Source organism: Streptomyces sp. CB02980, assembly GCF_014451325.2.
Taxonomy (GTDB): Bacteria; Actinomycetota; Actinomycetes; order Streptomycetales; family Streptomycetaceae; genus Streptomyces.
Genome location: NZ_JACSCH020000007.1, coordinates 103,004 through 125,079 on the forward strand (window position 1 = coordinate 103,004; position 22,076 = coordinate 125,079).

Below are 22,076 nucleotides of genomic sequence, written 5' to 3' on the forward strand. Positions count from 1 at the left end.
TATCAGACCCCAAGCCTTACAACCCTGAGAGGGATTGACGCATAGTGCTCGACGTCAACTTCTTCGACGAGCTCCGGATCGGTCTGGCCACCGCTGACGACATCCGTCAGTGGAGCCACGGCGAGGTCAAGAAGCCGGAGACCATCAACTACCGCACGCTCAAGCCCGAGAAGGACGGACTCTTCTGCGAGAAGATCTTCGGTCCGACCCGGGACTGGGAGTGCTACTGCGGCAAGTACAAGCGTGTCCGCTTCAAGGGCATCATCTGTGAGCGGTGTGGCGTCGAGGTCACCCGCGCGAAGGTGCGCCGTGAGCGGATGGGCCACATCGAGCTCGCCGCTCCCGTCACCCACATCTGGTACTTCAAGGGCGTTCCGTCGCGTCTTGGCTACCTGCTCGACCTCGCCCCGAAGGACCTCGAGAAGGTCATCTACTTCGCGGCGTACATGATCACGTTCGTCGACGACGAGCGTCGTACGCGTGACCTGCCCTCGCTGGAGGCGCACGTCTCCGTCGAGCGTCAGCAGATCGAGAACCGTCGCGACTCCGACCTGGAGGCCCGCGCCAAGAAGCTCGAGAACGACCTCGGCGAGCTCGAGGCCGAGGGCGCCAAGGCCGACGTGCGCCGCAAGGTGCGCGAGGGTGCCGAGCGCGAGATGAAGCAGCTGCGCGACCGTGCGCAGCGCGAGATCGACCGTCTGGACGAGGTCTGGTCGCGCTTCAAGAACCTCAAGGTCCAGGACCTGGAGGGCGACGAGCTCCTCTACCGCGAGCTGCGTGACCGCTTCGGCACGTACTTCGACGGTTCGATGGGTGCCGCGGCGCTGCAGAAGCGCCTCGAGTCCTTCGACCTGGAGGAGGAGGCCGAGCGCCTCCGCGAGATCATCCGTACCGGCAAGGGCCAGAAGAAGACCCGTGCGCTCAAGCGCCTCAAGGTCGTCTCCGCGTTCCTGCAGACCGCGAACAGCCCCAAGGGCATGGTTCTCGACTGCGTGCCGGTCATCCCGCCGGACCTGCGTCCGATGGTGCAGCTGGACGGTGGCCGCTTCGCGACCTCCGACCTGAACGACCTGTACCGCCGCGTGATCAACCGCAACAACCGTCTGAAGCGTCTGCTCGACCTCGGTGCCCCCGAGATCATCGTGAACAACGAGAAGCGGATGCTCCAGGAGGCGGTCGACGCCCTCTTCGACAACGGCCGTCGTGGTCGCCCGGTCACGGGCCCCGGCAACCGTCCGCTGAAGTCCCTCAGCGACATGCTGAAGGGCAAGCAGGGTCGTTTCCGTCAGAACCTGCTCGGCAAGCGTGTGGACTACTCCGCGCGTTCCGTCATCGTCGTCGGTCCGCAGCTGAAGCTGCACCAGTGTGGTCTGCCGAAGGCCATGGCGCTGGAGCTCTTCAAGCCGTTCGTGATGAAGCGCCTGGTCGACCTGAACCACGCGCAGAACATCAAGAGCGCCAAGCGGATGGTCGAGCGCGGCCGCACGGTCGTGTACGACGTCCTCGAAGAGGTCATCGCCGAGCACCCGGTTCTGCTGAACCGTGCGCCCACGCTGCACCGCCTCGGCATCCAGGCCTTCGAGCCCCAGCTGGTCGAGGGCAAGGCCATCCAGATCCACCCGCTCGTCTGCACCGCGTTCAACGCGGACTTCGACGGTGACCAGATGGCCGTGCACCTGCCGCTCTCCGCGGAGGCGCAGGCCGAGGCCCGCATCCTGATGCTGTCCTCGAACAACATCCTGAAGCCCGCCGACGGCCGTCCGGTCACGATGCCGACCCAGGACATGGTCCTCGGTCTGTTCTTCCTGACCACCGACGGTGAGCTCCGTGACACCAAGGGCGAGGGCCGCGCGTTCGGCTCCACGGCCGAGGCGGTCATGGCGTTCGACGCCGGCGAGCTCGCGCTGCAGTCGCAGATCGACATCCGCTTCCCCGTCGGCACCGTCGCTCCGCGTGGCTGGGTTCCCCCGGTCACCGAAGAGGGCGAGCCGGAGTGGCAGCAGGGTGACTCGTTCCGCCTGCGTACGTCGCTGGGCCGCGCGCTCTTCAACGAGCTGCTGCCCGAGGACTACCCGTTCGTCGACTACTCCGTCGGCAAGAAGCAGCTCTCCGAGATCGTCAACGACCTCGCCGAGCGCTACCCCAAGGTCATCGTGGCGGCGACGCTCGACAACCTGAAGGCGGCGGGCTTCTACTGGGCGACCCGTTCCGGTGTCACCGTGGCCATCTCCGACGTCGTCGTGCCCGAGGCCAAGAAGGCCATCGTCAAGGGCTACGAGGAGCAGGACGAGAAGGTCCAGAAGCAGTACGAGCGCGGTCTCATCACGAAGGAAGAGCGCACTCAGGAGCTCATCGCGATCTGGACCAAGGCGACCAACGAGGTTGCCGAGGCGATGAACGCGAACTTCCCGAAGACGAACCCCATCTTCATGATGGTTGACTCGGGTGCCCGAGGAAACATGATGCAGATGCGTCAGATCGCCGGTATGCGTGGTCTGGTGTCGAACGCCAAGAACGAGACGATCCCGCGTCCCATCAAGGCGTCCTTCCGTGAGGGCCTCACCGTTCTGGAGTACTTCATCTCCACGCACGGTGCCCGTAAGGGTCTGGCGGACACCGCCCTGCGTACCGCCGACTCGGGTTACCTGACCCGTCGTCTGGTGGACGTCTCGCAGGACGTGATCATCCGCGAGGAGGACTGTGGCACCGAGCGCGGTCTGAAGCTGCGGATCGCCGAGCGCGGCGCCGACGGCGCCCTGCGCAAGACGGACGACGTCGAGACCTCCGTGTACGCGCGGATGCTCGCCGAGGACGTCGTCGTCGACGGCAAGGTCATCGCGCCGGCCAACGTCGACCTGGGTGACGTGCTCATCGACGCCCTCGTGGGCGCCGGTGTCGAGGAGGTCAAGACCCGCTCGGTCCTGACCTGTGAGTCCGCCGTCGGTACCTGTGCGTTCTGCTACGGCCGTTCGCTCGCCACCGGCAAGCTGGTCGACATCGGTGAGGCGGTCGGCATCATCGCCGCCCAGTCCATCGGTGAGCCCGGTACCCAGCTGACGATGCGTACCTTCCACACCGGTGGTGTGGCCGGTGACGACATCACCCAGGGTCTGCCCCGTGTCGTCGAGCTCTTCGAGGCTCGTCAGCCCAAGGGTGTCGCCCCGATCTCGGAGGCGGCCGGCCGCGTCCGTATCGAGGAGACCGAGAAGACCAAGAAGCTCGTCGTCACCCCGGACGACGGCACCGACGAGACGGCGTTCCCGATCTCGAAGCGTGCCCGTCTGCTCGTGGGCGAGGGCGACCACGTCGAGGTGGGCCAGAAGCTCACCGTGGGTGCCACCAACCCGCACGACGTGCTGCGCATCCTGGGTCAGCGTGCGGTCCAGATCCACCTGGTCGCCGAGGTCCAGAAGGTCTACAACTCGCAGGGCGTGTCGATCCACGACAAGCACATCGAGATCATCATCCGGCAGATGCTGCGCCGTGTGACGATCATCGAGTCCGGCGACGCGGAGCTGCTGCCGGGCGAGCTCGTCGAGCGCTCGAAGTTCGAGACCGAGAACCGTCGTGTGGTCACCGAGGGCGGTCACCCCGCCTCCGGCCGTCCGCAGCTGATGGGTATCACCAAGGCCTCGCTGGCGACGGAATCCTGGCTGTCGGCCGCCTCCTTCCAGGAGACGACCCGAGTCCTGACGGATGCGGCGATCAACGCCAAGTCCGACAGCCTCATCGGCCTCAAGGAGAACGTCATCATCGGTAAGCTCATCCCGGCCGGTACGGGTCTGTCCCGCTACCGCAACATCCGGGTGGAGCCGACCGAGGAGGCCAAGGCCGCGATGTACTCGGCCGTCGGCTACGACGACATCGACTACTCGCCGTTCGGCTCGGGCTCCGGCCAGGCCGTTCCGCTGGAGGACTACGACTACGGTCCGTACAACCAGTAAGCGAGTCGCTTGACCGAAGGGCGGTCACCCCGATGGGGTGGCCGCCCTTCGGCGTTCGTTTCACCGGTGGTTCGTCCCGCACGAGGGGTCAGCGTGCCGCCAGCTCCCAGACGGCGACGAGCACACCGGCGCTCGCGGCCAGCGCGGCGATGCTGGTCAGCGGCCAGCGGGCGCGTTCCAGGTCGTCGAGGCGGGCCTCGTGGTCGGCGAGCTGCCGGTCGGTCTGGTCGCTGCGCTGCACGAGCAGGGCGAGCGAGCCGTCGACCCGGGCGAAGCCGGCCTCCAGGGTGCCGCGGAGCCGTTCCAGTTCGAGGGCGACGGCGACGGGGTCGTTCGGGTCAGGATCGGTCATCGGCACCGCCTTCGGCCGGGGTGCTGATCGGGCCGCGGGTACCGCTGTCGGTGCGGAGCCAGGCCGGGAGCAGGTTCTGCACCAGGTCCAGGGCCATCACCCGGGCCAGTCCGCCGGCGACGGCGAGCGCGCCGGCGACCCAGGGGAGGGTCGCGGGGACGCCGGAGGCGTCGACGATCGCGGGGAGCACGACGGCGATGCCGACGGCGGTCTGGAGGACGGTACGGGCCGTGCGCTGGGCGGCATCGGACATCGGGGGTCTCCTCTGGGTGGGGTGGTTACTTCGTGTACGGGACCTTCAGCGCGCTCCAGGACGCGGCGCCGGGTATGCCGTCGGCGTCGGAGCCGCGGAAGCCGAGCTTGCGCTGCCACTTCGCGTAGCTGAGCCGGTCGGCCTCGCTCCAGCGGGGGCCGGGGCCGACGGTGTACGCGGCGCAGCCCTCGGCGACGAGACGGCGGCCCATGGCCGTGATGACCGGGGAGCTCGTCTCCTTGCGGAAGAACGAGGTGCCAGGGAACGGCTGGAGGCGGGGGGCGGCCGGCTTTCCGCTGCCGGGGGTGGGCTTGGCGGCGGCCTTGGCGAGCCGGGTCTGGACGCGCTGCCGGAGGGTCGGCATGCCGAAGCCCTTGGGGTCGCTCTTCCAGTCGGACCACTCCAGGTGGCCGATGACGGACTTGGCGCCCCAGCCGTGGGCCCGGCAGAGGGCGGCGGAGACCCGTTCGATCGCGTCGAGCTGGGCGGTCGGCCAGGGGTCGGTGCCGTTGCCGAGGTTGATGCACTCGAAGCCGTAGAAGCGGGAGTTGCCGTCGACGGCGCCGTCGCTGCCCTGGTGTTCGCGCGGGGCCGGCGGCCGGTCCGCGTACGTCTCGGTGATCACGGCCTGGAGGACGGACGGGTCGCCGCCGCCGGCGTGGTTGGCGCGTCCGTTGGCGACGAGGTGGACGGTGCCGTCCTTGGCGATGACGCCGTGGCAGAGCGGGCCGGGCAGGCCCTCGTAGCCGTTGAAGCACATCTCGACGGTGGAGCGGGTGCCGGAGCTGACGGTGTGGTGGATCATCACGCCGGTGACCGGGCCCCAGGCGCCGGTGTGGTTGCGGTTGTGGGAGCGCCAGCCGGGGTGCTCGACGACGGTGACGCCTTCGGCGCGGAGTGCGGCGAGGAGCCGGTCCGCAGGGAGGGGAGTGGCCATCTGGTGTCCTCCGGACATGAAAAAGGCCCGCGCGGAGGGCGGGCGGGCGTACGGGTGAGGCGGGGAGGCGGGTGAGGCGGGGGAGGGGCTCCCCGGGTGCCGGGGCCTGCGAGGGGCGGGTGCGGGCTCCGGTGCCGGCTCGGCTACGGGGCGGGTGCGGGCTCCGGTGTCGGCTACGGGGCGGGCGCGGGCTCCGGCTCGGGTTCCGGTTCCGGCTGTGGGGCCCAGGTGTCGCAGAGCGAGGCGTAGGCCGCCCGGCGGGCCTCGAAGTCGGCGAGCGCGGCGGTGACGGCCCGCTGCGCGGCGGTCGGGTCGGGCGCGGCGGGGACGCCGTCCTTCGCCTCGATGACGGCCAGGCCGAAACCGCGCAGGGTGGCGTCACCCGTGCCGGTCCTGGCGAACTCCGCGCTGACGTGCACCGACGGGTACTGGCCCGTGATCGGGTCCCGCTCCAGGGTGTGGCCCAGACCGTTGTCGTAGACGCGTACGGAGAGGGTGTGGCCGTTCTCGGTGACGGAGGCGCGGCCGGCGTAGTCGATGGCCACGCCCCAGGGCTGGGTGGGGTCGATGTTCATGGTGTGCTCCTCGGCGGCCCGGTCGGCCGCGATGGGCGGACGGTCAGGACTGGGTGCCGTACATGCTGACGGGCTGGGCGTACACCGTGCCGCTCGCGCTGGTGACCACGGCGTGGATCTCGACGGTCATCACCTTGCCGAACTTGGTCGCCAGGTCGACCGGGAGTAGACCGGTGTGGTCGAAGGTCTGCCCGGCGGCGACGGTCGGGCCGAACTGCTGGCCGTCGACCATGACCTTCACCTGACCGGTCGCGCCGCTGGAGACCTTCGTGTACATCGCCAGCCGCATCTTGGGCTGCCAGACGGGATTGAAGGACTGGGCGATGGGGGTGAAGGCGGTGCTCGTCGTGGACGGCCACTTCGCTTCCTTCAGGTGGTCCACCGGCGGCATCAGCTGCAGCCACGGCCTGGCGAGGCCACCGGTGGCGATGTCGTCCGCGAAGATCTCGTGGTTGTAGCCGTCGAAGACCCGGAGGACCGGCTTGTTCGTGGCGGGGGAGGAGGCGGTCGGGACGGGCCGGATCTCGTTGAGGGGCGGCCGGGTGTTGACCGCGGTGGACAGCGCCTGGATCCGGCGCTCCATCTGGATCAGCCGGTCGATGATGTCCTCGGGCAGCAGGGCCATCAGGCCTCCTCGAGTGCGAGTTCGGCGGTGTCGGGTCGGCCTCGCTCGGCCGGCCTGACCTTGACGCCGACGATGCGGTAGCGGGCGTCGAGGCCCGTCGGGTGCCATTCGTCGGTGATGCGGATGCGGGCGGTGCGGCCGAGGAGCGCCGGGGGGACGATCCCGCCGAGCCGGATGCTGATCTCGGGGATCTGCACGTGGCCCGCCTCCTGGTCGACGGCGGCCTGGGCGAGCGAGTTCAGCGTGTCCTTGTCGCTGACGTCGTTGTGGTCCGAGGACAGGTCGAGCTGGGGCCACAGGTCCGGGAGCGGATTCGTCGGCGTGGCCGGGTCGGAGACGGTCGGCCTGGACTCGGTGCCCGCGTTGCTGTTGGCCGAGGCGCCGCGGGCCAGGGCCACGGTTCCGCCGCGGGTGGCGTCGTCCGGGAGGGAGTACGACAGGATCGCGCCGGGCCGGTCGAAGAGCATGTCGGTGGCGCCGGTACGGATCTTGGGCGAGCCGAGCCGGAGCTGGCGGATCCGCGCGCCGTCGTCCGGGTCCCGGTAGACGAGGATCTGGTACTCGAAGCCGTTGTCCTGGGCGCCGAGCTGGTCGAGTGCCTCCTGGTAGACCGTCTCGTCCCCGTGCCGCCAGGAGGCCGTCCGCAGTACGCCGGAGTCCTCCGTCTCGTCGCCGACGTCGATCTTGCTGCCGGCCAGGCCCTTGGACAGTTGCGACCAGAGGCTGCGGGCGATGACGAACTGGTCGGTCGGCTGGAGGAACCGGGTCTCGAACTCGTCCGTACGGATGCGTCGTCGGCCCGCGTACGAGTCGAAGGTGGAGGCCTGGATGCCCAGGGTCACCACGCCCCGGTCGCTGGACTGCAGGTTGGTGGTCCAGACGATGCCGCCCCACCAGAGGTCTCCGCCGCGCTCCAGGTAGACGGTGGTGCGGCCCGGCTTGATCTTGTGGGCCCGCTCGGCGATGGTGCGGTCGGGGATGGGGACGGTGCCGGAGAGGGAGCCGGCCCGGCCGATGTAGTCCTCGAAGGAGACGTCCCGCAGCGGCAGGATGTCGAGGGTCGTGTCGGTCACGAGGTCGCAGAAGATGGCCCGGTAGGGCGTGTCGAGTGCCATGGGACAGCCCCCTTACAGGACGTAGGTCGCGGAGATGCGGATGTTCCGCCCGGCGACGAGGGCGCCGTTGGACGACCAGGTGCGCAGGTTGACCTGTCCGCTGGGCGAGATGTAGGCGCCGCCGTTGCCGAAGCCGTCGCAGGCGGAGGCCTCGTAGTCGATGGCCGGGCGCCATCCGGCGGGCAGGGTGCACAGCGGTTCGTCGGCGATGTTGCCGGCGCTCTCGGCGTTGATGTTGGCGCCGTTGCGGGTGACGGTGACGAGGACGGTCGCGAGGCCCCGGGAGCGGCGGGCGGAGAAGGACACCACCGTCCAGCCGGTCAGCGGGGTCACGCCGTTCGCCGTGGTCTCGACCTCCACCGGCGGCTGGTAGGCCACCCAGCCGTTGCCGTTCCAGCGCTGGAGGGTCCCGTTGTTGTCGCGGAACTGGCCGGGGTAGCCGCCGGTGGAGATCGTCCCGTTGGGGGCGATGCCGCCGATCTCCTTCGGGTAGGCGACCCAGCCGTTGCCGTCCCAGCGCTGGAGGTAGTGGGCGTTGTCGTTGTCCTGGTACTGACCGGGGTAGGAACCGGGCACACCGGCGTTGTTGTAGACGGGCAGGATGCCGCCCACGCCGACGAGGGTGGTCCGCAGGTCGGTGACGGCCCCGCCCGCCCAGGCGATGCCGCCGGTGCCGGCCGAGGCCGACTTCTCCACCCTGACCGAGAAGAGGGGCAGGGAGAGCGGGGGTGCGTCCGGGGCGGACGGCTGCGCCTTCGGCGCGCCCCTGACGATCTCCAGGGCGGCTTCGCTCCTGGTCAGGGTGTCGAACTCGTCGTCGTACACGCGCAGGACGACGAGGTCGACGCGGGGGTTGAGCGGATCGCCGTCGCCGAAGGTGAGGACGGTGTCCGCGTCGAGGGTGACGGGGTACGCGCCCTGGGCGTTCGGGCCCTGGACGACGGCGCGGCCGGCGTAGACGGTCGCGCTCATGGGGCCGCTGCCGCTCATCCAGAGGCCGCCGACCCGGTACTTGCCGTCGACCGTGCCGGGCAGGACGCCGGAGCGCGAGGCGAGCGGGTTGACCGGCGTGGTGGCGCCGTGGGCGGTGAGACGGGTGGTGACGCGGGTCTGCCCGGTCGGCGGGAGCCAGCCGCTGCGCAGTGCCATGGTTTTCTCCTGTGGGGTGGGTGGATCCGGGACTACGGCAGCGCGTCGACCCTGATGAAGGTGTTGTCGAAGCCGGCCTTGAGGGCGGGGGTGGCGGGGACGACCCGGAAGAAGGCCGTGAGGGTGTACGTCGCGCCCGCGGTCAGGCCGGACTGGCGGGTCGTGGTGGACACCGAGACCATGTTCTGGCTGGCGGCGAGCGCCGCGTAGTCGTCCTCGAGGTCGGCGATGACCGTGGTGCCCTGGGTGAGCCTGACCGCCATGAACGCGTAGTGGTCGGGGCTCGTCGACCGCATCTTCGCGCCGAAGCTGATGACGACCGCCCTCGACGGCGGGGCGACGAAGGAGAGCGTGAGCGGGTTGTTGGTGCGGCCCGCGAGCGTGGAGGTGTAGGCGGTCGACGTGGTGTCGCCGTAGTCGCGGTTGTCGACGAAGTACGGGCCCGCCACGACCGGGACCCACGTGGAACCGTCCCAGCGCTGGAGCTTGCCGTTCGTCGAGTCGCGGTACTGGCCCGTGTAGCTCGCCGGCGTGGTGGACGCGGACAACGGGATGATGCCGCCGAGCGCCGACGGGTACGAGACCCAGGCGCCGCCGTCCCAGCGCTGGAGCGCGCCGCCCGCGTCCTGGTACTGGCCGGGGTAGGCGCCCGGCAGGGACGCGCCCTCGACCGGGAGGATGCCGCCGAGGGCGACGACCGGGGTGCGCAGGTCCTTGAGCGCGCTGTCCCAGGGGATGCCGCCGTTGCCCGCGCTGGCACCGGCGGGGACGGTCACCTCGTACAGCGGGAGGCAGCGCGGCGGGACGGCCGGGGCCTGCGGGTCCTGGGTGGCTGCGCCCTGGATGATCTCGATGGTGGCCTCGGTGCGCGTGCCGCCGTCGTAGAGCTTGTCGTAGATCTTCAGGACGAGCACGTCCTTGCGGCTGTACAGGGCGTTGCCCGGGGCGAAGGTCACGACCTCGGAGGCCGGCAGCGTGACCGGGAAGACGCCCTGGGAGATCTCGCCCTGGATGACGGCCCGGCCCTCGGAGACGGTCGCCGACATGGCGGCGGAGCCGAAGGTCCAGAAGCCGGAGAGCCGGTACTGGCCGCCGTACGAGCCGGGCAGGACGCCGGAGCGGACCTGGACGGGGTTGGTCATGGTGGTGACGCCGGTCTGGGTGAGCCGGGTGTCCTCGCGGGTCTGGCCGGTCTCGGTGACCCAGCTGCTGCGCAGGTTCATGGGGTTTCTCCGTTCGGGGAGGCGGGAGTCGGGGGTCGGTGCGGCGTTCGGGGCGTCAGGACCGGACCCATTCGGCGGAGAGGGTGCAGGCGTAGCCCGAGCCGCCGAGGGTCTTGATCGCCGCGGTGTGGCTGTGGAAGCCGGCGAGCTGGAGGGTCTCGCCCGCGACGAGCCTGACCACGCTGCTGCCGCCGACGGAGATGGCGCCGTTGCCGGCAGGGGTGAGCCAGGTCATCCGGGACTGTCCGACGCCGCCGACCACGACGCGGGCGCCGCGCATGCCGGTCTGGGAGTCATTGGCCCAGGTGGCGTGTGCGGAGACCCGCCACCAGCCGGTGCGCGGCACGATGTAGGTGTTGTTCGAGGTCCAGGCGGCGGCGTCGTCGACCTCGACGGTGGGCAGACCGAGGACGGTCCAGGTGTTGGGGGCGACGCTCTGGGCCTGGGCGGTCTGCCACTGGGTGGCGCAGAGCAGCACGGTCGCGGCGCCCTGGACGTACTGCCAGGAGGAACCGTTCCAGCGCTGCAGTCCGCCGCTGTTGTCCCGGTACTGGCCGGGGTAGCCGCCGGCGGCGGTGCCGCTCGGGGCGATGCCGCCGACGGCCTTCGGGTACGAGACCCAGGCCGCCCCTTCCCAGCGCTGGAAGAGGCCCGCGGTGTCCCGGTACTGGCCGGTGTAGGCGCCCTTGAAGCCGCTGGCGGGCATGATGCCGCCGAGCGCGACGACCGGCCAGTGCATGGTGGTGACGGCGGTGGCCCAGGCGATGCCGCCGGTGCCGGCCGAGGTGCCCTTCGGCACCCGGATCGTGTAGAGCGGGATGGTGCTGCCCGTACCGGTCTGCGGGACGGTGGGCGTCGCAGCGGGGGTGCCCTTGACCAGCCGTACGACTGCCTCGGTGGTGCCCGTACGGTCGTAGACGTCGTCGATCACGGCCAGTTCGAGCAGGTCGATCCGGTCGTACTGCGGGTCGCCGTCCGCGAGCGTGAAGGTCTCCGGCGCGATGGCGGCCACGAGGTAGGCGCCCTGGGCGGTGTCGTTGCCCTGGACGATTGCGCGACCGGTGCCGATGGTGGCCTGCATGGGCGCGCTGCCGGTCAGGAGGAAACCGCCCGGCACGATGCCCGGGCGGGAGCGCAGGGGGGTCTCGTCGGCGCTCTGGCCGCTGGGGGTGAGCAGGGCGGCGAGGGTCAGGCGGGTGTCCTCGCGGGTCTGGCCGGTGGACGGGAGCCAAGCGGCGCGTACGGTCATGGGGGTCACCTCTCCGGAAGGGGTCGGGGCGGGGCGGGCGCTGCGGAGGGCCGCCGCCCGCGGGCGCCCGTGGGCGGCCGGCGGGCGGCGGCGGGCGGTCGGCGCGTCCCGGTCACCACTCGGCGCTGCGCCAGCGCACGGTCATCAGCGCGTTCTCGGTGCCCTCTTCGGGCCGGAAGGACAGGTCGGTCCGGCCGGGGTCGAGCACGAACAGCTCTTCCGGGGTGGAGTCGGCCATCGCGGTGTGCAGGCGGGAGGCGGAGTTGTTGAGCATGACCGTGCCCGCGCGGGTGTCGATGGTCAGTTCGTCGCCGGCGGTCAGGTCGATCGCGTACCGCAGCCGGCGCCTGCTGACCCGCTCGGTGACGGTCGGCATGGAGCACGGGCCGCGGAAGACGATGACCGGGTGGACCGGGGCCGAACCGGTGTTCTCGACGACGGCGTCACCCGTGCTCTTCGCCTGGCCCCAGCTGAGCGGCCAGCTGAGCGGCCAGGTGAGGCCCGACTCAGGCTGCGGGGGGCTGGTCGTGGCGGTCTGCTCGTTGACGACGTACCGGCGCGGGTCGGCGGCCAGCCACTGGACCGACATGCGGGAGCTGCCCTGGGTGGCGAAGCCCTGGTCCGCCGGGACGACGCGCTGGGCGATCCGGGCGCGGACGGCGAGCAGTTCGCCGTGCAGCCGGACGGTGAGCCATCGCTCCTCGTCGAGGAGGGCGAGCGACTGCCGCAGGGCCCGGACGGCCCCGGCGGTGCCGCCGTACTCCGGCATCAGCACGATCGTGCCGCCGACCTTGCGCGGCTTGGCGTACCGGGAGCCGGGCCAGGCGCCGTGGGAGGTGGGGCGGTCGGCGTCGGAGGAGTCGTACTCGGGCAGGTCCTCCCAGCCCGAGAGGCCGCTCTTGTCGACGGCGAAGGGGGTGCCGGGGCCTATGAGGAGTCCGGCCCACTGCATCTGCCCGTCCTGGGTGATGAGCGAGCCGGGCGCGAGGTCGGCGATGTAGGAGTTTCCTGCGTACGGGGTCGTGGTCTCGGCCATGGGGCCGTCACCTCACTTGGGATGGGTCGGCGGTGGGCGGACGGGCGCGGGTCGGGGCGCGGGGCGGGGCCGTGGGCGGACGGGCGCGGGTCGGGGCCGCGGGCGGCGGCGGGCGGCGGGGTGAGCCGCCGTACCGGGTCCGCGGCTCCGGGTGTCAGCGGGCGGCGGTCGCGAGGAAGAGCAGGTCCTCGGCGGTTGACCGGGGGCCGGCGCCGGGCTCCTCGTGGAAGTCCCGGACGCGGTGCGGCGGCCGGGGCGTCTCGGTGAGGGCCGGGACGCGGCGGTTCTCCAGCTGTGCGAGCGAGTCGATGCGGTAGTCGTCCGCGGAGCCGGGAGAGACGATGCCGCCGTCGGCGAGCATCGGGATCTTGTCGAGTTCGACGCCGAACTTCTTGCCGGTGAGCGGGATTTCGAAGCTGAGCTTGTTGAGCCCGTCGATGATCCAGTTGGCGAAGGCGATCAGGCCGTTGATGGGCCCCTTGACGACGCCGATCACGGCGCTGAGGCCGCCCTTGACCAGGTCTCCGATGCCCCGCATGGCCTTGCTCACGGCGTCCTTGGCGGTACGGAAGAAGCCGGGCACCTTGTCGGTGACCCAGGTGACGACCGGCTGGACGGCGCTCTTGATGCCGCCGATCGTGCGGGAGGCGATGCCGCGGAGCGCGTTCGTGGCGGAGGAGACGGCGGAGCGGAGCTTGGAGATCCCGCCGATGGCCGCGCCGACGATCTTCAGCGCGGTCTTGAAGAGGGTCAGATAGGCCTTGAAATAGGTGCCCACGGCCTCGCCGAGGAGCTTCATGATCGGCTGGAGGAACTTCCAGACCGCCTGGAAGCCCTTCAGCGCCTGCTGCATGGCCTGCTTGATGAGTCGCTGACCGGTCTCGGAGTTGACCGCGAGCTCGATCAGATACGCCGCGACGGGCACGATCAGGCCGACGAGGAAGCCGAGCGGATTGGCCCGCATGGCGACGTTGACGCCTGTCATGGCGACGGAGGCGACGGTCATGACGATGCCGAAGGTGCCCATGAGACCGGCGATGACGTCGGTGATGGGCAGCAGCGGCAGGAGGATGCCGAGGACGGCGGCGCCGCCGGTGCCGATCCTCCCCGCGGCGGTACGGGCCTTGCCGGCGGCGGTGCCGATGCGCCGGACGCCCGTGGGCGCGGTGGAGCGGCGGATCCTGCCCATCGCGGTGGCGGCTCCGGAGGCGTTCTGGCCGAGGTTCCGGAGAGCGGTGCCGGTCGTGCCCATCACGGTGGCGAGGCCGCCGATCCCGCCGGCCGCCTGTCGTACGTCCTGGGAGAGGCGCCGCAGTGAGCCGCCCGCGTCACCGAGTCCCCGGGCCAGGGAGTTCACCGTCGGGACGGCCGCCCGGAAGTTCGGCAGGCCGCCCAGGGCCACGGCGCTCACGCGCGTGCTCCACGCGCCTTCACGAGGTACATCAGCGCGTCGGCGGTCGCGTGCGGGTCGCTGGTGCGGGCCGCGTGGTAGTGCTCGATGTGCAGTCCGGCGCCGACGCCGGTGCCGCCGGTCTGGTGGCCCTGGGCCGCGCGGGCGCGGCGGGCGGTCTGGGCGAGGAGCCGGTCCAGCTTGGAGAGCGGGAGGACGGCCTCGGCCTCGCCGGCCTCGGCGAGGATCGCCGGGACACCGCCGTGGCGGGGCATGACGACACCACCGGTGGCGAGCATCGGGATGGTCGGGATGCTGACGCCGAAGGTCTTGCCGCCGACGACCGGCACCCAGCCGGGGACGCTGACCTTGACCCTGTTCAGGCTGCCGATCATGCCGTTGATCAGGCTGATGACGGCGTTGATCGGGGACTTCACGCCGTCCTTGATGCCGTTGAACGCCCGGGACGCGATGTCCTTGAGGCCGTTCCAGACGGACGACATCTTGTCCTTGACGGCGCTGAAGGCCTTCGGGATCGCGGACTTGATCCAGTTCACCACCGGGGTGATGACGGCCTTGATGCCGTTCCAGACCGTGCTGATCACGGTCTTGATCGCCTTCATGACCGTGGTGATGACCGTCTTCCAGATCTTCACGTAGGTCTTGATGACGGTGGCGACGGCCTTGACGACGGTGGAGATGGCCTTCTTGATGCCGTTCCAGACCGTCTTGATCAGGTCGCCTGCCTTCTTCATGATCGGCCCGACGGCCTTCATGACGGAGCTGATGACGCTCTTGATGGCACTGAAGGCCTTCTTCAGGACCGTCTGCATCGTCTTCGAGCGAAGCGCCATGTCGACGATCGCCTCGATGAGCGGCATGAAGAGTTCGAGCAGGCGGACCAGGAAGTTGCCCTTCATGGACTTGTTGAGCTTGTCCTGGCCCTTGGCCGCCTTGCCGGCGCCGGACTCGTACTTGCCGAGCTTGCCGCCGGCCGACTGAGCGGTGTCGCCGGCCTTCTTCATGGCGCGTTCGGCCTGCTCGGAGGCGGTCTTGAGGTTCTTGAGCTGGGTACCGGAGCCCTGGGCGTTGGTCCGGAGCGTCTTGAGCTGCCCGGATGCCGACTTTCCGGCGTCTCCGACCTTCTTGACCGAGGATCCGGCTCCGGAGGCCTGGGTCTTGAGGTTGCGCAGGGCGTCGGACGACTTCTTGAGGGAACTGACGAGAGACATGGGGGGTTACCTCCTTTCGGGGCGGGTGGGTCAGGCCATGGCCTGAGCGGCCTCCTGGGCCTTGGTCTTGAGGGTGTTGAAGGCCTGGGCCACGTCCCGGCCCGCTTCCGCGAGCCGCTCGGCGGCCTTGGCGGCCGATTCCAGACCACGGGCCTTCGGGATCTTCTTCGGGTCGAAGTGCCGCTGCGCGCTCGCGAGCTTTCCCGTCGCCGTCGCCATCGCCTTGACCTGCGTGGGGTTGCTGTCCGCCATGGCCGCGTTGAGCTTCTCGAGCTTCTTGGGGTCGGGGACCTTCTTCGGGTCGTAGTCCTGCAAGGCCTTGACGAGCTTGTCGGCCTTGTCGGCGACGAGGTCGATCTTCTCGGGGTTGGCGGCGCTGATGACGGTGTTGACCTTGCCGACGGCTTCCGCCGTCTTGGCGAGAGAGCTCGCGCTCGGCAGCTTGCGGACGCCGTTGTTGAACACCAGGATTCGCCGGTTGACGGCGCCGAGCTTCTCGAACAGGGGATTCAGCAGGGCGGGGTTCGGCGGATCGGTGAGGCCGGCGAGGCCGCCACCCGCGGCGGCCTCGCGGCCCTCGACGAGATCGCGGTTCTGGGGACGGATGCCGCGACCGCTGTTCGAGGTGGCCAGGACGGTCGACCGGCCGGTGAAGAGCCTGGAGATCGCTGCCTGGAGGGTTCGTTGGAGGTATTGCGCATTGGCCACGAACAGGACGCCGAGCGCGCCGATGACGAGGGCCGCGACGGCGCCGGCGATGGTCGACGTCCAGTACTTGAGGGCCGTTCCGATGCTCTCGCCCTCGTACAGCTTCTCGATGCCGGCGGCGATGCCGTCGAAACCGGCGGCCTCCCAGTACTCCGACACCGGGTTCTTCACGACCTCCTTGTGGATGTCGTCGATCTTCCCCTTCATGCCGCTCACCAGCTCTTCGAGGGGAGCCAGTTTCTGCTTCAGCCACTCGGTCGTGGGCAGCCAGCCGCCGTCCACCTTCCGTACGTAGTGCCTGATGCCTGCGATCTGGAGCTGGAGATCCTCTGTCGTTACTTCTGCCATGGTCTGCTCCGCTTCTGGCCGGTGACGGCCGAGCGCCGAAAAGCCCCCACCGGTGTCGGCAGGGGCTTGTTCGAGTGGGGGCGGCGGGCGGCGGCTAGGCGTCCTCGCTCCGGCGGGAGTCGCGCCGCACCGTCGCGAGCGCGTCGTTCCAGCCGGCCGCGTACGCACGGGTCTCGCAGCGGGAGACCTCGGCGTACAGGCTGCCGAGCAACGCTCTCTTGTCGAGGGCGGCGGGTCCGTCGAGGAGCTGGCGGAGGCGGTCCTGGAGAGGGATCTGCGGTCGCGATGCCTCGGCCTGCTGGGTCATGGACGCCTGCCTTCCGGTTGCTTGCCCGTGCGTGCGTGGCGGCGCCGCGGAGTGAGGAGCGGGGGCACCACGTGTTCGAACTCTTGTGCGAATAGAGTGTGGAACATCTGTTCGGTGTTTGTCGAGCGGGAAACGTCTGACGGTGTGTCTTCTCGTCAAGTTCCCGAACGGGTTGGCGGCTGAAGGTGATTCTGTTCGACCGGGTAACCTGGAAGACGCTCTCCGGACCGGACCACGTCGGGGCGCGGGGGGCGCGAGGGGCGCGCGGGGACCCCAGGGGGCTGGAAGGCAGTACTGACGCATGGAAACGGAGCCGGGTGCCAACCGGCGGGAGCGAGTCGTCGACTGGCTCGCGTCCCATCCCGATCTGCCCCATCTCTTCGCACGCCTCTCCGAGCTCGTCCTGGTCCACGGGTACGCCACCGAGGACCTCGTCGTGATCCCCCGGGCCGAGGTCGACCGCCGGGAGACGGCCGCGTTCACCGCGGGCTGGGCCGAGGCCGTGTCGGACGAACTCCCGCGCATACGACGGGAGTACGAGAAGCGCGTCGCCGACGCCTACACCCAGGGCCAGGGCGACGCGCGGGGCATCCGCCGGCCCGAGCGGCGGATCGACAGCGGACAGGACGGCGCCCGGGTCATCGCGCTGCCCTTCGCCCGGCTCCTCGAACCGCCCGCCGCCGTGGTCGAGGCCGAGGAGCGTGTCCGCAGGGAACGCGAACTGTTCGAACAGCGGCCCGAACCGGAACCCGAGCACGCCTCGGGCCCGGAGCCGGGCTCGGACCCCGACGTCCTCGTGACCGCCCAGGAGAGCCGCACCCGCAGGAGCGCCCAGCCGGTACGGAAGGTCGTGCGCGGCAAGGGCGGGCGCCCGATCGTGCCGCCGCTCGCCGGGGTCCCCACACAGAACGGCCCGAACGCCGACCGGCGCGACCACGAGGCCAACGACGCCGACACGCGTCCCGGCAAGGGGCGCCGGGGCTCGCTGTCCGAGCGGGCCAAGGCCCTGGAGAAGGAGCTCTCCGCCGAGCGAGCACGGGAAGCGCCCCCGGAGTCCGCTCCCTGACGGGAACGGCCTCCGGGGGCCGCGGGGTCACCCGAAGAACCGGGCGAGGGCGTGGGGAGACACTGCCGCGCTCTCCTCGGCACGCGTGGTCCGTCCGTGCTCGTCGGTGTCCGTGCCGTCCGCCCCGTCGTGGTCGCCGTCCTCGCCCTCGTCCGGGCCGCCCGGACGGGGGACGGGCGTCGGCGGATCGGGCTGGTCGCCGTCCTCGCCGCCGTTGACGCACATGAACATCCAGTTGGAGACGGCCAGATGGTCCACCGTGGCCGCCAGCAGATGGTCGGTGACCGACCACTCCGCGGCCTCGCCGTGGAGCTCCCGCTGGACGGCGCTGTCCCGCGGCAGATGCTTGATCAGTGCCAGCACCCGGCGGCTGGAGAGCGTGCCGCGGTGCCAGTCGAGGAGATCGGTGGAGTAGTAGCGGAGGAAGTCCGCCTCAAGGGCCTCGGCGTGTTCGTCGACGAACTCGACGAGGCTCAGTCTTCCCCCAGGCCGAGCCCGGTCTCCTTGCCGTAGGCCTCCAGGATGGCGGCGATGTCCTGCATGGTGATGTCGTGCTGCTCGAAGGCGGCGAACTGCTTGTCACCCATCAGGAGCGCGAGCAGCCCGTCCACGTCGTTGTCGTCGAGCTTGCGCAGCGCCTTGGCCGTCGCACGGCTCAGTTCGGTCGGAAGGGTGTAGCTCTCGCCGTCCAGCTCGAAGGACCAGGCGCGACCGTGGGCCTCCTGTCGCTGGGCGCGGGCGGCGTTGACGTCGAAACGGGCCATGGTGATGCGTACTCCTTGTTCCGGGTGAAAGAAGGGGAGATCGGGAGAGGGGCGGGGCGGGACGGATCTCTCCGTCCCGCCCCTGGAGAAGGGATCAGACGGTCGCGGAGTACTGGCTGTCCTTCATGAGGAAGGTCGCCAGCGGCTTGCCGTCGCCCTTCGACATGGCGCTGAAGGTGACGCCCAGCTGGGACGCCGCCTTGCGGGCCAGCTTGATGTCGTCGGTGGCGGTGACCTGACCGCGCGGGATGATGAAGCGGTACTTCACCGCGGTCGTGCCACCGGCCTTGACGTCGGTGAACTCCAGGCCGAGGGCGCGCACGTCGGCGAACGGACGCTCGGCGATCTCGTAGCGGTAGGTGTCGACGGCCGGGGTCGGCTCCGCCTTGACGGCGTCGCCGCCCATGAAGAAGGGCAGCGTGTCCTCGTTGAACTGGAGCAGCGAGAACTTCAGCGAGAGGTCACGGCTCGAGTAGATGTAGTGGACCGGGGAGACCGACTGCCACGAGTCGATGGCCTCCAGCTTGTCCTTCTTCGAGAAGGTGACGCCGTCGCCGGAGGTGAAGCCCAGGTCCTTCCAGCCCGCGCCGGACCAGTCGGCGGCGGAGTCGGTGCCGAAGGTGGCCGGGGCGGAGGTGCCGGCGTCGGCCACGTAGAGCTTGCCGGTGCCGGCGACGCGGATCTCGGCCGAGTTGTTTCCTGCCATGGTGGGTTTCTCCTTGATGAGAGGGCCGCCGCCCCGGACATCGGTCCGGGTACGGCAAAGGCCCCGCCGGACGGCGAGGCCTGGTCTGTGGGGCGAGCGCCCGGGGGCACTCGGTGAGGCCCGGAGGCGCTCGGCGAGCGGCTAGAACACGCTCAGGGAGAGGCGGATGACGCACAGGTAGCGGTTGGCGCCCCGGTAGAGGTAGTCGGGCAGCCAGCGCGGCCCGTCCTGCTCCTCGACGTCGTGGACGACGTTGTTGGCGCCGATCTGCTTGCCGATGGTGGCGAGCAGGGCCCGGCGGGCGCCGTTGGCGAGGACGTGGGCGGCGTTCTTGGTCGGCCCGTACACCTCGAACTCGATCAGCGGCATGTCGACGTGCAGGTCGCCGATCCAGGCGCCGCCGCGGCGGTTCACCAGGACGGCGGCCTGGGTGCCGTCGAAGCCGGCCGGCGCGTTGACCGCGATGGTCGCGCCGGCCAGGGCCGGATCGGCCTTGAGGGCGTCGACGACCAGCTTCTCGACGTCCGGGAAAGCACTCGGGGGAGTGGTCATGACGGGTTCTCCTCGGGGAGAGGGATGCGGGACGGGGTGCCGCCCGGGGCGCTCCGGCGGGAGGGGGCGGGGCGCGGCAGCGCGCCCGGACGGCGAACGGCGAAGCCGCCGCCCGTCGTTCGGGCGCAGCTCCGCCGCTGCACCAACTGTGACAGAGAGCGTGCGCGCACGCAACTAGTTCGGTGCGTCCTTCCGATCCCTTCCGTACGCCCCTGCCGCAGGCCCCCGCCGCGCCTCCTTCCGTACGGGGCCCGCACGGGCGCCCGATAGGTTGGCGGCCACCGACCGAGGAGCCGCCCCGTGCCCGCCGCCCGCCCCCGCCTTCTCTATGTCACCGACCTCGCCTACCCGGCCCGCGGACGGCGCTACTGCGACGAGGACATCCACCTCACCGCCCGGCTGCGCGAGAGCTTCGACCTGGCGCTCTGCCACCCGCTCGACGCCGCCGCCCTCATGGACGGCTTCGACGCCGTCGTCGTCCGCAACAGCGGCCCGGTCATCGGCTACCAGAAGGAGTACGACGCCTTCCGCGAGCGCGCCCTGGCCGAGGGCACCCGCGTCTACAACCCGCTCCACGGCCGCGGCGACATGGCCGGCAAGCAGTACCTGCTCGACCTGACCGTCGCCGGGTACCCCGTCATCCCCACCGTCGACCGGCCCGAGGACCTCCACCGGCTGCCCGCCGCCGCCGAGTACGCGGTCAAGCCCAAGGCCGGCGCCGACTCGATAGGCCTGCGCTTCCTCGCGTACGAGGAGCTCGCCGGCCTCGCGTACGACGGCCTCCTCGTCCAGCCGCGCATCGACTTCCGGTACGAGGTCTCCTTCTACTTCGTCGACGACCTCTTCCAGTACGCCCTCCACGCCCCCGACCCCGCACGCCGCTGGGTCCTGGAGCCGTACGAGCCCACCGAGGACGACCTCGCCTTCGCCCGCCGCTTCGTCGACTGGAACACCCTCGACCACGGCATCCAGCGCGTGGACGCCTGCCGCGCCCCCGACGGCGAGCTGCTCCTCGTCGAACTGGAGGACCTCAACCCCTATCTCTCCCTGGACCGCGTCCCCGAGGAGACCCGCGACCGCTTCGTCGCCGCCTTCACGGCCTCGCTCGACCGTTTCCTGCGGGCATGAGAAAGCGCCCCCCGTCCTTCACGGACGGGGGGCGCTTCTCGTACGACGGGGAGTCAGGCGGTACGGGGACGGCGACGGGCCACGCGCTCGGCGGCGAACACGTCCTCCAGGCGGAAGAGCTGTGCCCGGCCCGCCTTCCCGGCGGCCCGCAGATGGCCGAGCTGGACCCACTTCCGGATGGTCGCGGGGGCGACCCCGGCCTCCTCGGCGGCGAGCGGTCCGGGGATCAGGGCCGGCAGGGCGGGCGAGCTCAGCATGAGATCTCCTTCGGGTCGTCCATCGCCGCCTCGATCTCCTCGGTGCGTGAGCCGGCGGCGGCCGCGAGCTCCGCCCACTCCCGCTCCGGCCACAAGTGCCGGTAGGCGGGGTCGTCCTGGCAGCCGCACGCCTCGTCCACGCACACACAGGCCGGGTTCACACAGAGCACCGCGCGCCGGTCGGGGAAGGCCCGCAGCGACACCGAGTCGCACCAGGGGCAGCGGCCCGACACCCGTACGACCGTCTCCGAGTCGCCGAGCGTCCGGGCGCAGCGCCGGGCCATCCGGCGGATCTCGTCCCGTACGTGCCGGGCGAGGTCCGGGTCGGTGGCGATCGCGTCGAGGAGTCCCACGACCCGGCGGAGCCGGTCGATCACCCCGGCGCGCGGCGGCCGGGGCAGCGCGAGCCGGGCACACACGGCCTCCTCCAACTCCACCACCCCGTCGGTGATGTCGCGGATCGCGTCGGAGACGTGCAGCCGGATCGGGGCGGCGCCGTGGCCGGGGACGGAGAGACCGTGCCGCTGCTGGAGGAGCAGCGCCTCGCGGCGCTCCTCGCGGATCTGCTCGTCACGGCCCGCGGGGGAGGGGACCGGGGTGCTCCCGGCGGGGCCGCGGCGGCCGGGCGCGAGCTCTTCGGCGAGCTCGGGGAACTGGCGTACGAGGGAAGCGGTCCAGAGCGCGATGTCGCGCAGCACGAGCTCGACGGATGCGGTGGGGGGCGTGCGGTCAGCCACGGCGGCCGCTCCGGGTGAGCGTCGGGGTGAGGGCGACCGCCTTCGCCACGCGGGCCGCGTCCGCCGGACGCCCGTTGCGCCAGAGGCGGCCCGCGCAGACGCCGTCGAAGTAGCTCTCGGCGGGGGCCACCGCCGTCTCGCACTCGCGGCGGACGGGGCAGCCGGCGCAGGCGCGCAGCGCCGGGGCCGCCTCCTTGGCGCGGCGGGCGAAGACGACGGACGGGGAGAGGTCGGCGCACGCGGCGTCGGCCTGCCAAGGGGTGGGGTCGGGCTGGAACAAGAGGTTCTCCACGGTCCGGGGCTCCCCGAACCCATGGGACCGATGGGGCCCTTGGGGCTCGGGGGGCCGACGAGTGCGGCGGCGAGCCAGACTTACATGTTGCGTGCGGGCGCGCAACAACTTTGTGTGGGGTACCCCTGGAG

24 protein-coding genes are annotated in these 22,076 nt (G+C 70.8%); 3 read left to right on the forward strand and 21 right to left on the reverse strand.

The genetic code is table 11. From position 1 onward, the window contains the following. The first annotated feature begins 44 nt into the window (after positions 1 to 44). Positions 45 to 3,944, forward strand: coding sequence for a DNA-directed RNA polymerase subunit beta' (locus E0F75_RS16745; RefSeq protein WP_187623332.1), 3,900 nt, complete (start codon positions 45 to 47; stop codon positions 3,942 to 3,944). An 88-nt stretch (positions 3,945 to 4,032) separates the two neighbouring features. Here the strand turns inward: E0F75_RS16745 and E0F75_RS16750 are convergent, their stop codons facing one another. The 14 genes from E0F75_RS16750 to E0F75_RS16815 all read right to left on the reverse strand — a co-directional run bounded on the left by E0F75_RS16750 (position 4,033) and on the right by E0F75_RS16815 (position 16,443). Then, positions 4,033 to 4,296, reverse strand: coding sequence for a hypothetical protein (locus tag E0F75_RS16750; protein ID WP_030318708.1), 264 nt, complete (start codon positions 4,294 to 4,296; stop codon positions 4,033 to 4,035). After that, positions 4,283 to 4,549 carry a hypothetical protein gene (locus tag E0F75_RS16755; protein WP_187623333.1) on the reverse strand — a complete coding sequence of 89 codons (267 nt, stop codon included), beginning with the start codon at positions 4,547 to 4,549 and terminating at the stop codon, positions 4,283 to 4,285. Before E0F75_RS16755 ends, E0F75_RS16750 begins: the two co-directional genes overlap by 14 nt. Positions 4,550 to 4,574: 25 nt before the next feature. Next, positions 4,575 to 5,486: a peptidoglycan-binding protein gene (locus E0F75_RS16760; protein ID WP_187623334.1), complete on the reverse strand. Its 912-nt coding sequence runs from the start codon at positions 5,484 to 5,486 to the stop codon at positions 4,575 to 4,577. Between the two features lie 173 nt (positions 5,487 to 5,659). Then, positions 5,660 to 6,061, reverse strand: a complete 402-nt coding sequence (locus E0F75_RS16765; RefSeq protein ID WP_187623335.1) for an ATP-binding protein — start codon at positions 6,059 to 6,061, stop codon at positions 5,660 to 5,662. Positions 6,062 to 6,104: 43 nt separating this feature from the next. Beyond that, positions 6,105 to 6,686 carry a hypothetical protein gene (locus E0F75_RS16770; RefSeq protein ID WP_187623336.1) on the reverse strand — a complete coding sequence of 194 codons (582 nt, stop codon included), beginning with the start codon at positions 6,684 to 6,686 and terminating at the stop codon, positions 6,105 to 6,107. Further along, the gene (locus E0F75_RS16775; RefSeq protein ID WP_187623337.1) at positions 6,686 to 7,801 is read right to left on the reverse strand and encodes a hypothetical protein; all 1,116 of its coding nucleotides are present in this window, start codon (positions 7,799 to 7,801) and stop codon (positions 6,686 to 6,688) included. Before E0F75_RS16775 ends, E0F75_RS16770 begins: the two co-directional genes overlap by 1 nt. A 12-nt stretch (positions 7,802 to 7,813) precedes the next feature. Beyond that, positions 7,814 to 8,950: a hypothetical protein gene (locus tag E0F75_RS16780; RefSeq protein ID WP_187623338.1), complete on the reverse strand. Its 1,137-nt coding sequence runs from the start codon at positions 8,948 to 8,950 to the stop codon at positions 7,814 to 7,816. 32 nt (positions 8,951 to 8,982) lie between these two features. After that, entirely contained in the window at positions 8,983 to 10,173 is a 1,191-nt protein-coding gene (locus E0F75_RS16785; RefSeq protein ID WP_187623339.1) for a hypothetical protein, read from the reverse strand. Positions 10,174 to 10,228: 55 nt separating this feature from the next. Beyond that, on the reverse strand, positions 10,229 to 11,422 hold the full coding sequence (locus E0F75_RS16790) for a hypothetical protein (protein ID WP_187623340.1): 1,194 nt from the start codon (positions 11,420 to 11,422) through the stop codon (positions 10,229 to 10,231). Positions 11,423 to 11,534: 112 nt separating this feature from the next. Further along, complete coding sequence (locus E0F75_RS16795) at positions 11,535 to 12,458, reverse strand: phage tail domain-containing protein (RefSeq protein WP_187623341.1); 924 nt, start codon at positions 12,456 to 12,458, stop codon at positions 11,535 to 11,537. Between the two features lie 154 nt (positions 12,459 to 12,612). Next, positions 12,613 to 13,869 (reverse strand): tape-measure protein, encoded by a 1,257-nt coding sequence (locus tag E0F75_RS16800; protein ID WP_187623342.1) that lies wholly within the window; start codon positions 13,867 to 13,869, stop codon positions 12,613 to 12,615. Continuing rightward, the gene (locus E0F75_RS16805) at positions 13,866 to 15,080 is read right to left on the reverse strand and encodes a phage tail protein (RefSeq protein ID WP_187623343.1); all 1,215 of its coding nucleotides are present in this window, start codon (positions 15,078 to 15,080) and stop codon (positions 13,866 to 13,868) included. Before E0F75_RS16805 ends, E0F75_RS16800 begins: the two co-directional genes overlap by 4 nt. Before the next feature lie 30 nt (positions 15,081 to 15,110). Next, positions 15,111 to 16,136, reverse strand: a complete 1,026-nt coding sequence (locus E0F75_RS16810; RefSeq protein ID WP_187623344.1) for a hypothetical protein — start codon at positions 16,134 to 16,136, stop codon at positions 15,111 to 15,113. Positions 16,137 to 16,230: 94 nt separating this feature from the next. After that, positions 16,231 to 16,443: a hypothetical protein gene (locus E0F75_RS16815; RefSeq protein ID WP_187623345.1), complete on the reverse strand. Its 213-nt coding sequence runs from the start codon at positions 16,441 to 16,443 to the stop codon at positions 16,231 to 16,233. Between the two features lie 301 nt (positions 16,444 to 16,744). Between E0F75_RS16815 and E0F75_RS16820 the strand changes: the two genes are divergently transcribed. Next, complete coding sequence (locus tag E0F75_RS16820; RefSeq protein WP_187623346.1) at positions 16,745 to 17,509, forward strand: hypothetical protein; 765 nt, start codon at positions 16,745 to 16,747, stop codon at positions 17,507 to 17,509. A gap of 27 nt (positions 17,510 to 17,536) precedes the next feature. On the opposite strand, the gene E0F75_RS16825 is transcribed toward E0F75_RS16820, so the two are convergent. The 4 genes from E0F75_RS16825 to E0F75_RS16840 all read right to left on the reverse strand — a co-directional run bounded on the left by E0F75_RS16825 (position 17,537) and on the right by E0F75_RS16840 (position 19,531). Beyond that, positions 17,537 to 17,869: a hypothetical protein gene (locus E0F75_RS16825; RefSeq protein ID WP_187623537.1), complete on the reverse strand. Its 333-nt coding sequence runs from the start codon at positions 17,867 to 17,869 to the stop codon at positions 17,537 to 17,539. A gap of 113 nt (positions 17,870 to 17,982) precedes the next feature. Further along, positions 17,983 to 18,273 carry a hypothetical protein gene (locus E0F75_RS16830; protein ID WP_187623347.1) on the reverse strand — a complete coding sequence of 97 codons (291 nt, stop codon included), beginning with the start codon at positions 18,271 to 18,273 and terminating at the stop codon, positions 17,983 to 17,985. A 94-nt stretch (positions 18,274 to 18,367) separates the two neighbouring features. Further along, positions 18,368 to 18,979 (reverse strand): phage tail protein, encoded by a 612-nt coding sequence (locus tag E0F75_RS16835; RefSeq protein WP_187623348.1) that lies wholly within the window; start codon positions 18,977 to 18,979, stop codon positions 18,368 to 18,370. A gap of 141 nt (positions 18,980 to 19,120) precedes the next feature. Continuing rightward, positions 19,121 to 19,531 carry a hypothetical protein gene (locus tag E0F75_RS16840; protein WP_187623349.1) on the reverse strand — a complete coding sequence of 137 codons (411 nt, stop codon included), beginning with the start codon at positions 19,529 to 19,531 and terminating at the stop codon, positions 19,121 to 19,123. A gap of 300 nt (positions 19,532 to 19,831) precedes the next feature. Between E0F75_RS16840 and E0F75_RS16845 the strand changes: the two genes are divergently transcribed. Further along, on the forward strand, positions 19,832 to 20,659 hold the full coding sequence (locus tag E0F75_RS16845; RefSeq protein ID WP_187623350.1) for a hypothetical protein: 828 nt from the start codon (positions 19,832 to 19,834) through the stop codon (positions 20,657 to 20,659). Positions 20,660 to 20,712: 53 nt separating this feature from the next. On the opposite strand, the gene E0F75_RS16850 is transcribed toward E0F75_RS16845, so the two are convergent. The 3 genes from E0F75_RS16850 to E0F75_RS16860 are packed head-to-tail and all read right to left on the reverse strand — an operon-like array spanning position 20,713 to position 21,945. Further along, complete coding sequence (locus tag E0F75_RS16850; RefSeq protein WP_030318670.1) at positions 20,713 to 20,916, reverse strand: hypothetical protein; 204 nt, start codon at positions 20,914 to 20,916, stop codon at positions 20,713 to 20,715. Beyond that, positions 20,910 to 21,653, reverse strand: coding sequence for a hypothetical protein (locus E0F75_RS16855; protein WP_187623351.1), 744 nt, complete (start codon positions 21,651 to 21,653; stop codon positions 20,910 to 20,912). The genes E0F75_RS16850 and E0F75_RS16855 overlap by 7 nt, the downstream gene beginning before the upstream one ends. Beyond that, on the reverse strand, positions 21,646 to 21,945 hold the full coding sequence (locus E0F75_RS16860) for a WhiB family transcriptional regulator (protein WP_229312706.1): 300 nt from the start codon (positions 21,943 to 21,945) through the stop codon (positions 21,646 to 21,648). The genes E0F75_RS16855 and E0F75_RS16860 overlap by 8 nt, the downstream gene beginning before the upstream one ends. Positions 21,946 to 22,076 lie beyond the last annotated feature (131 nt).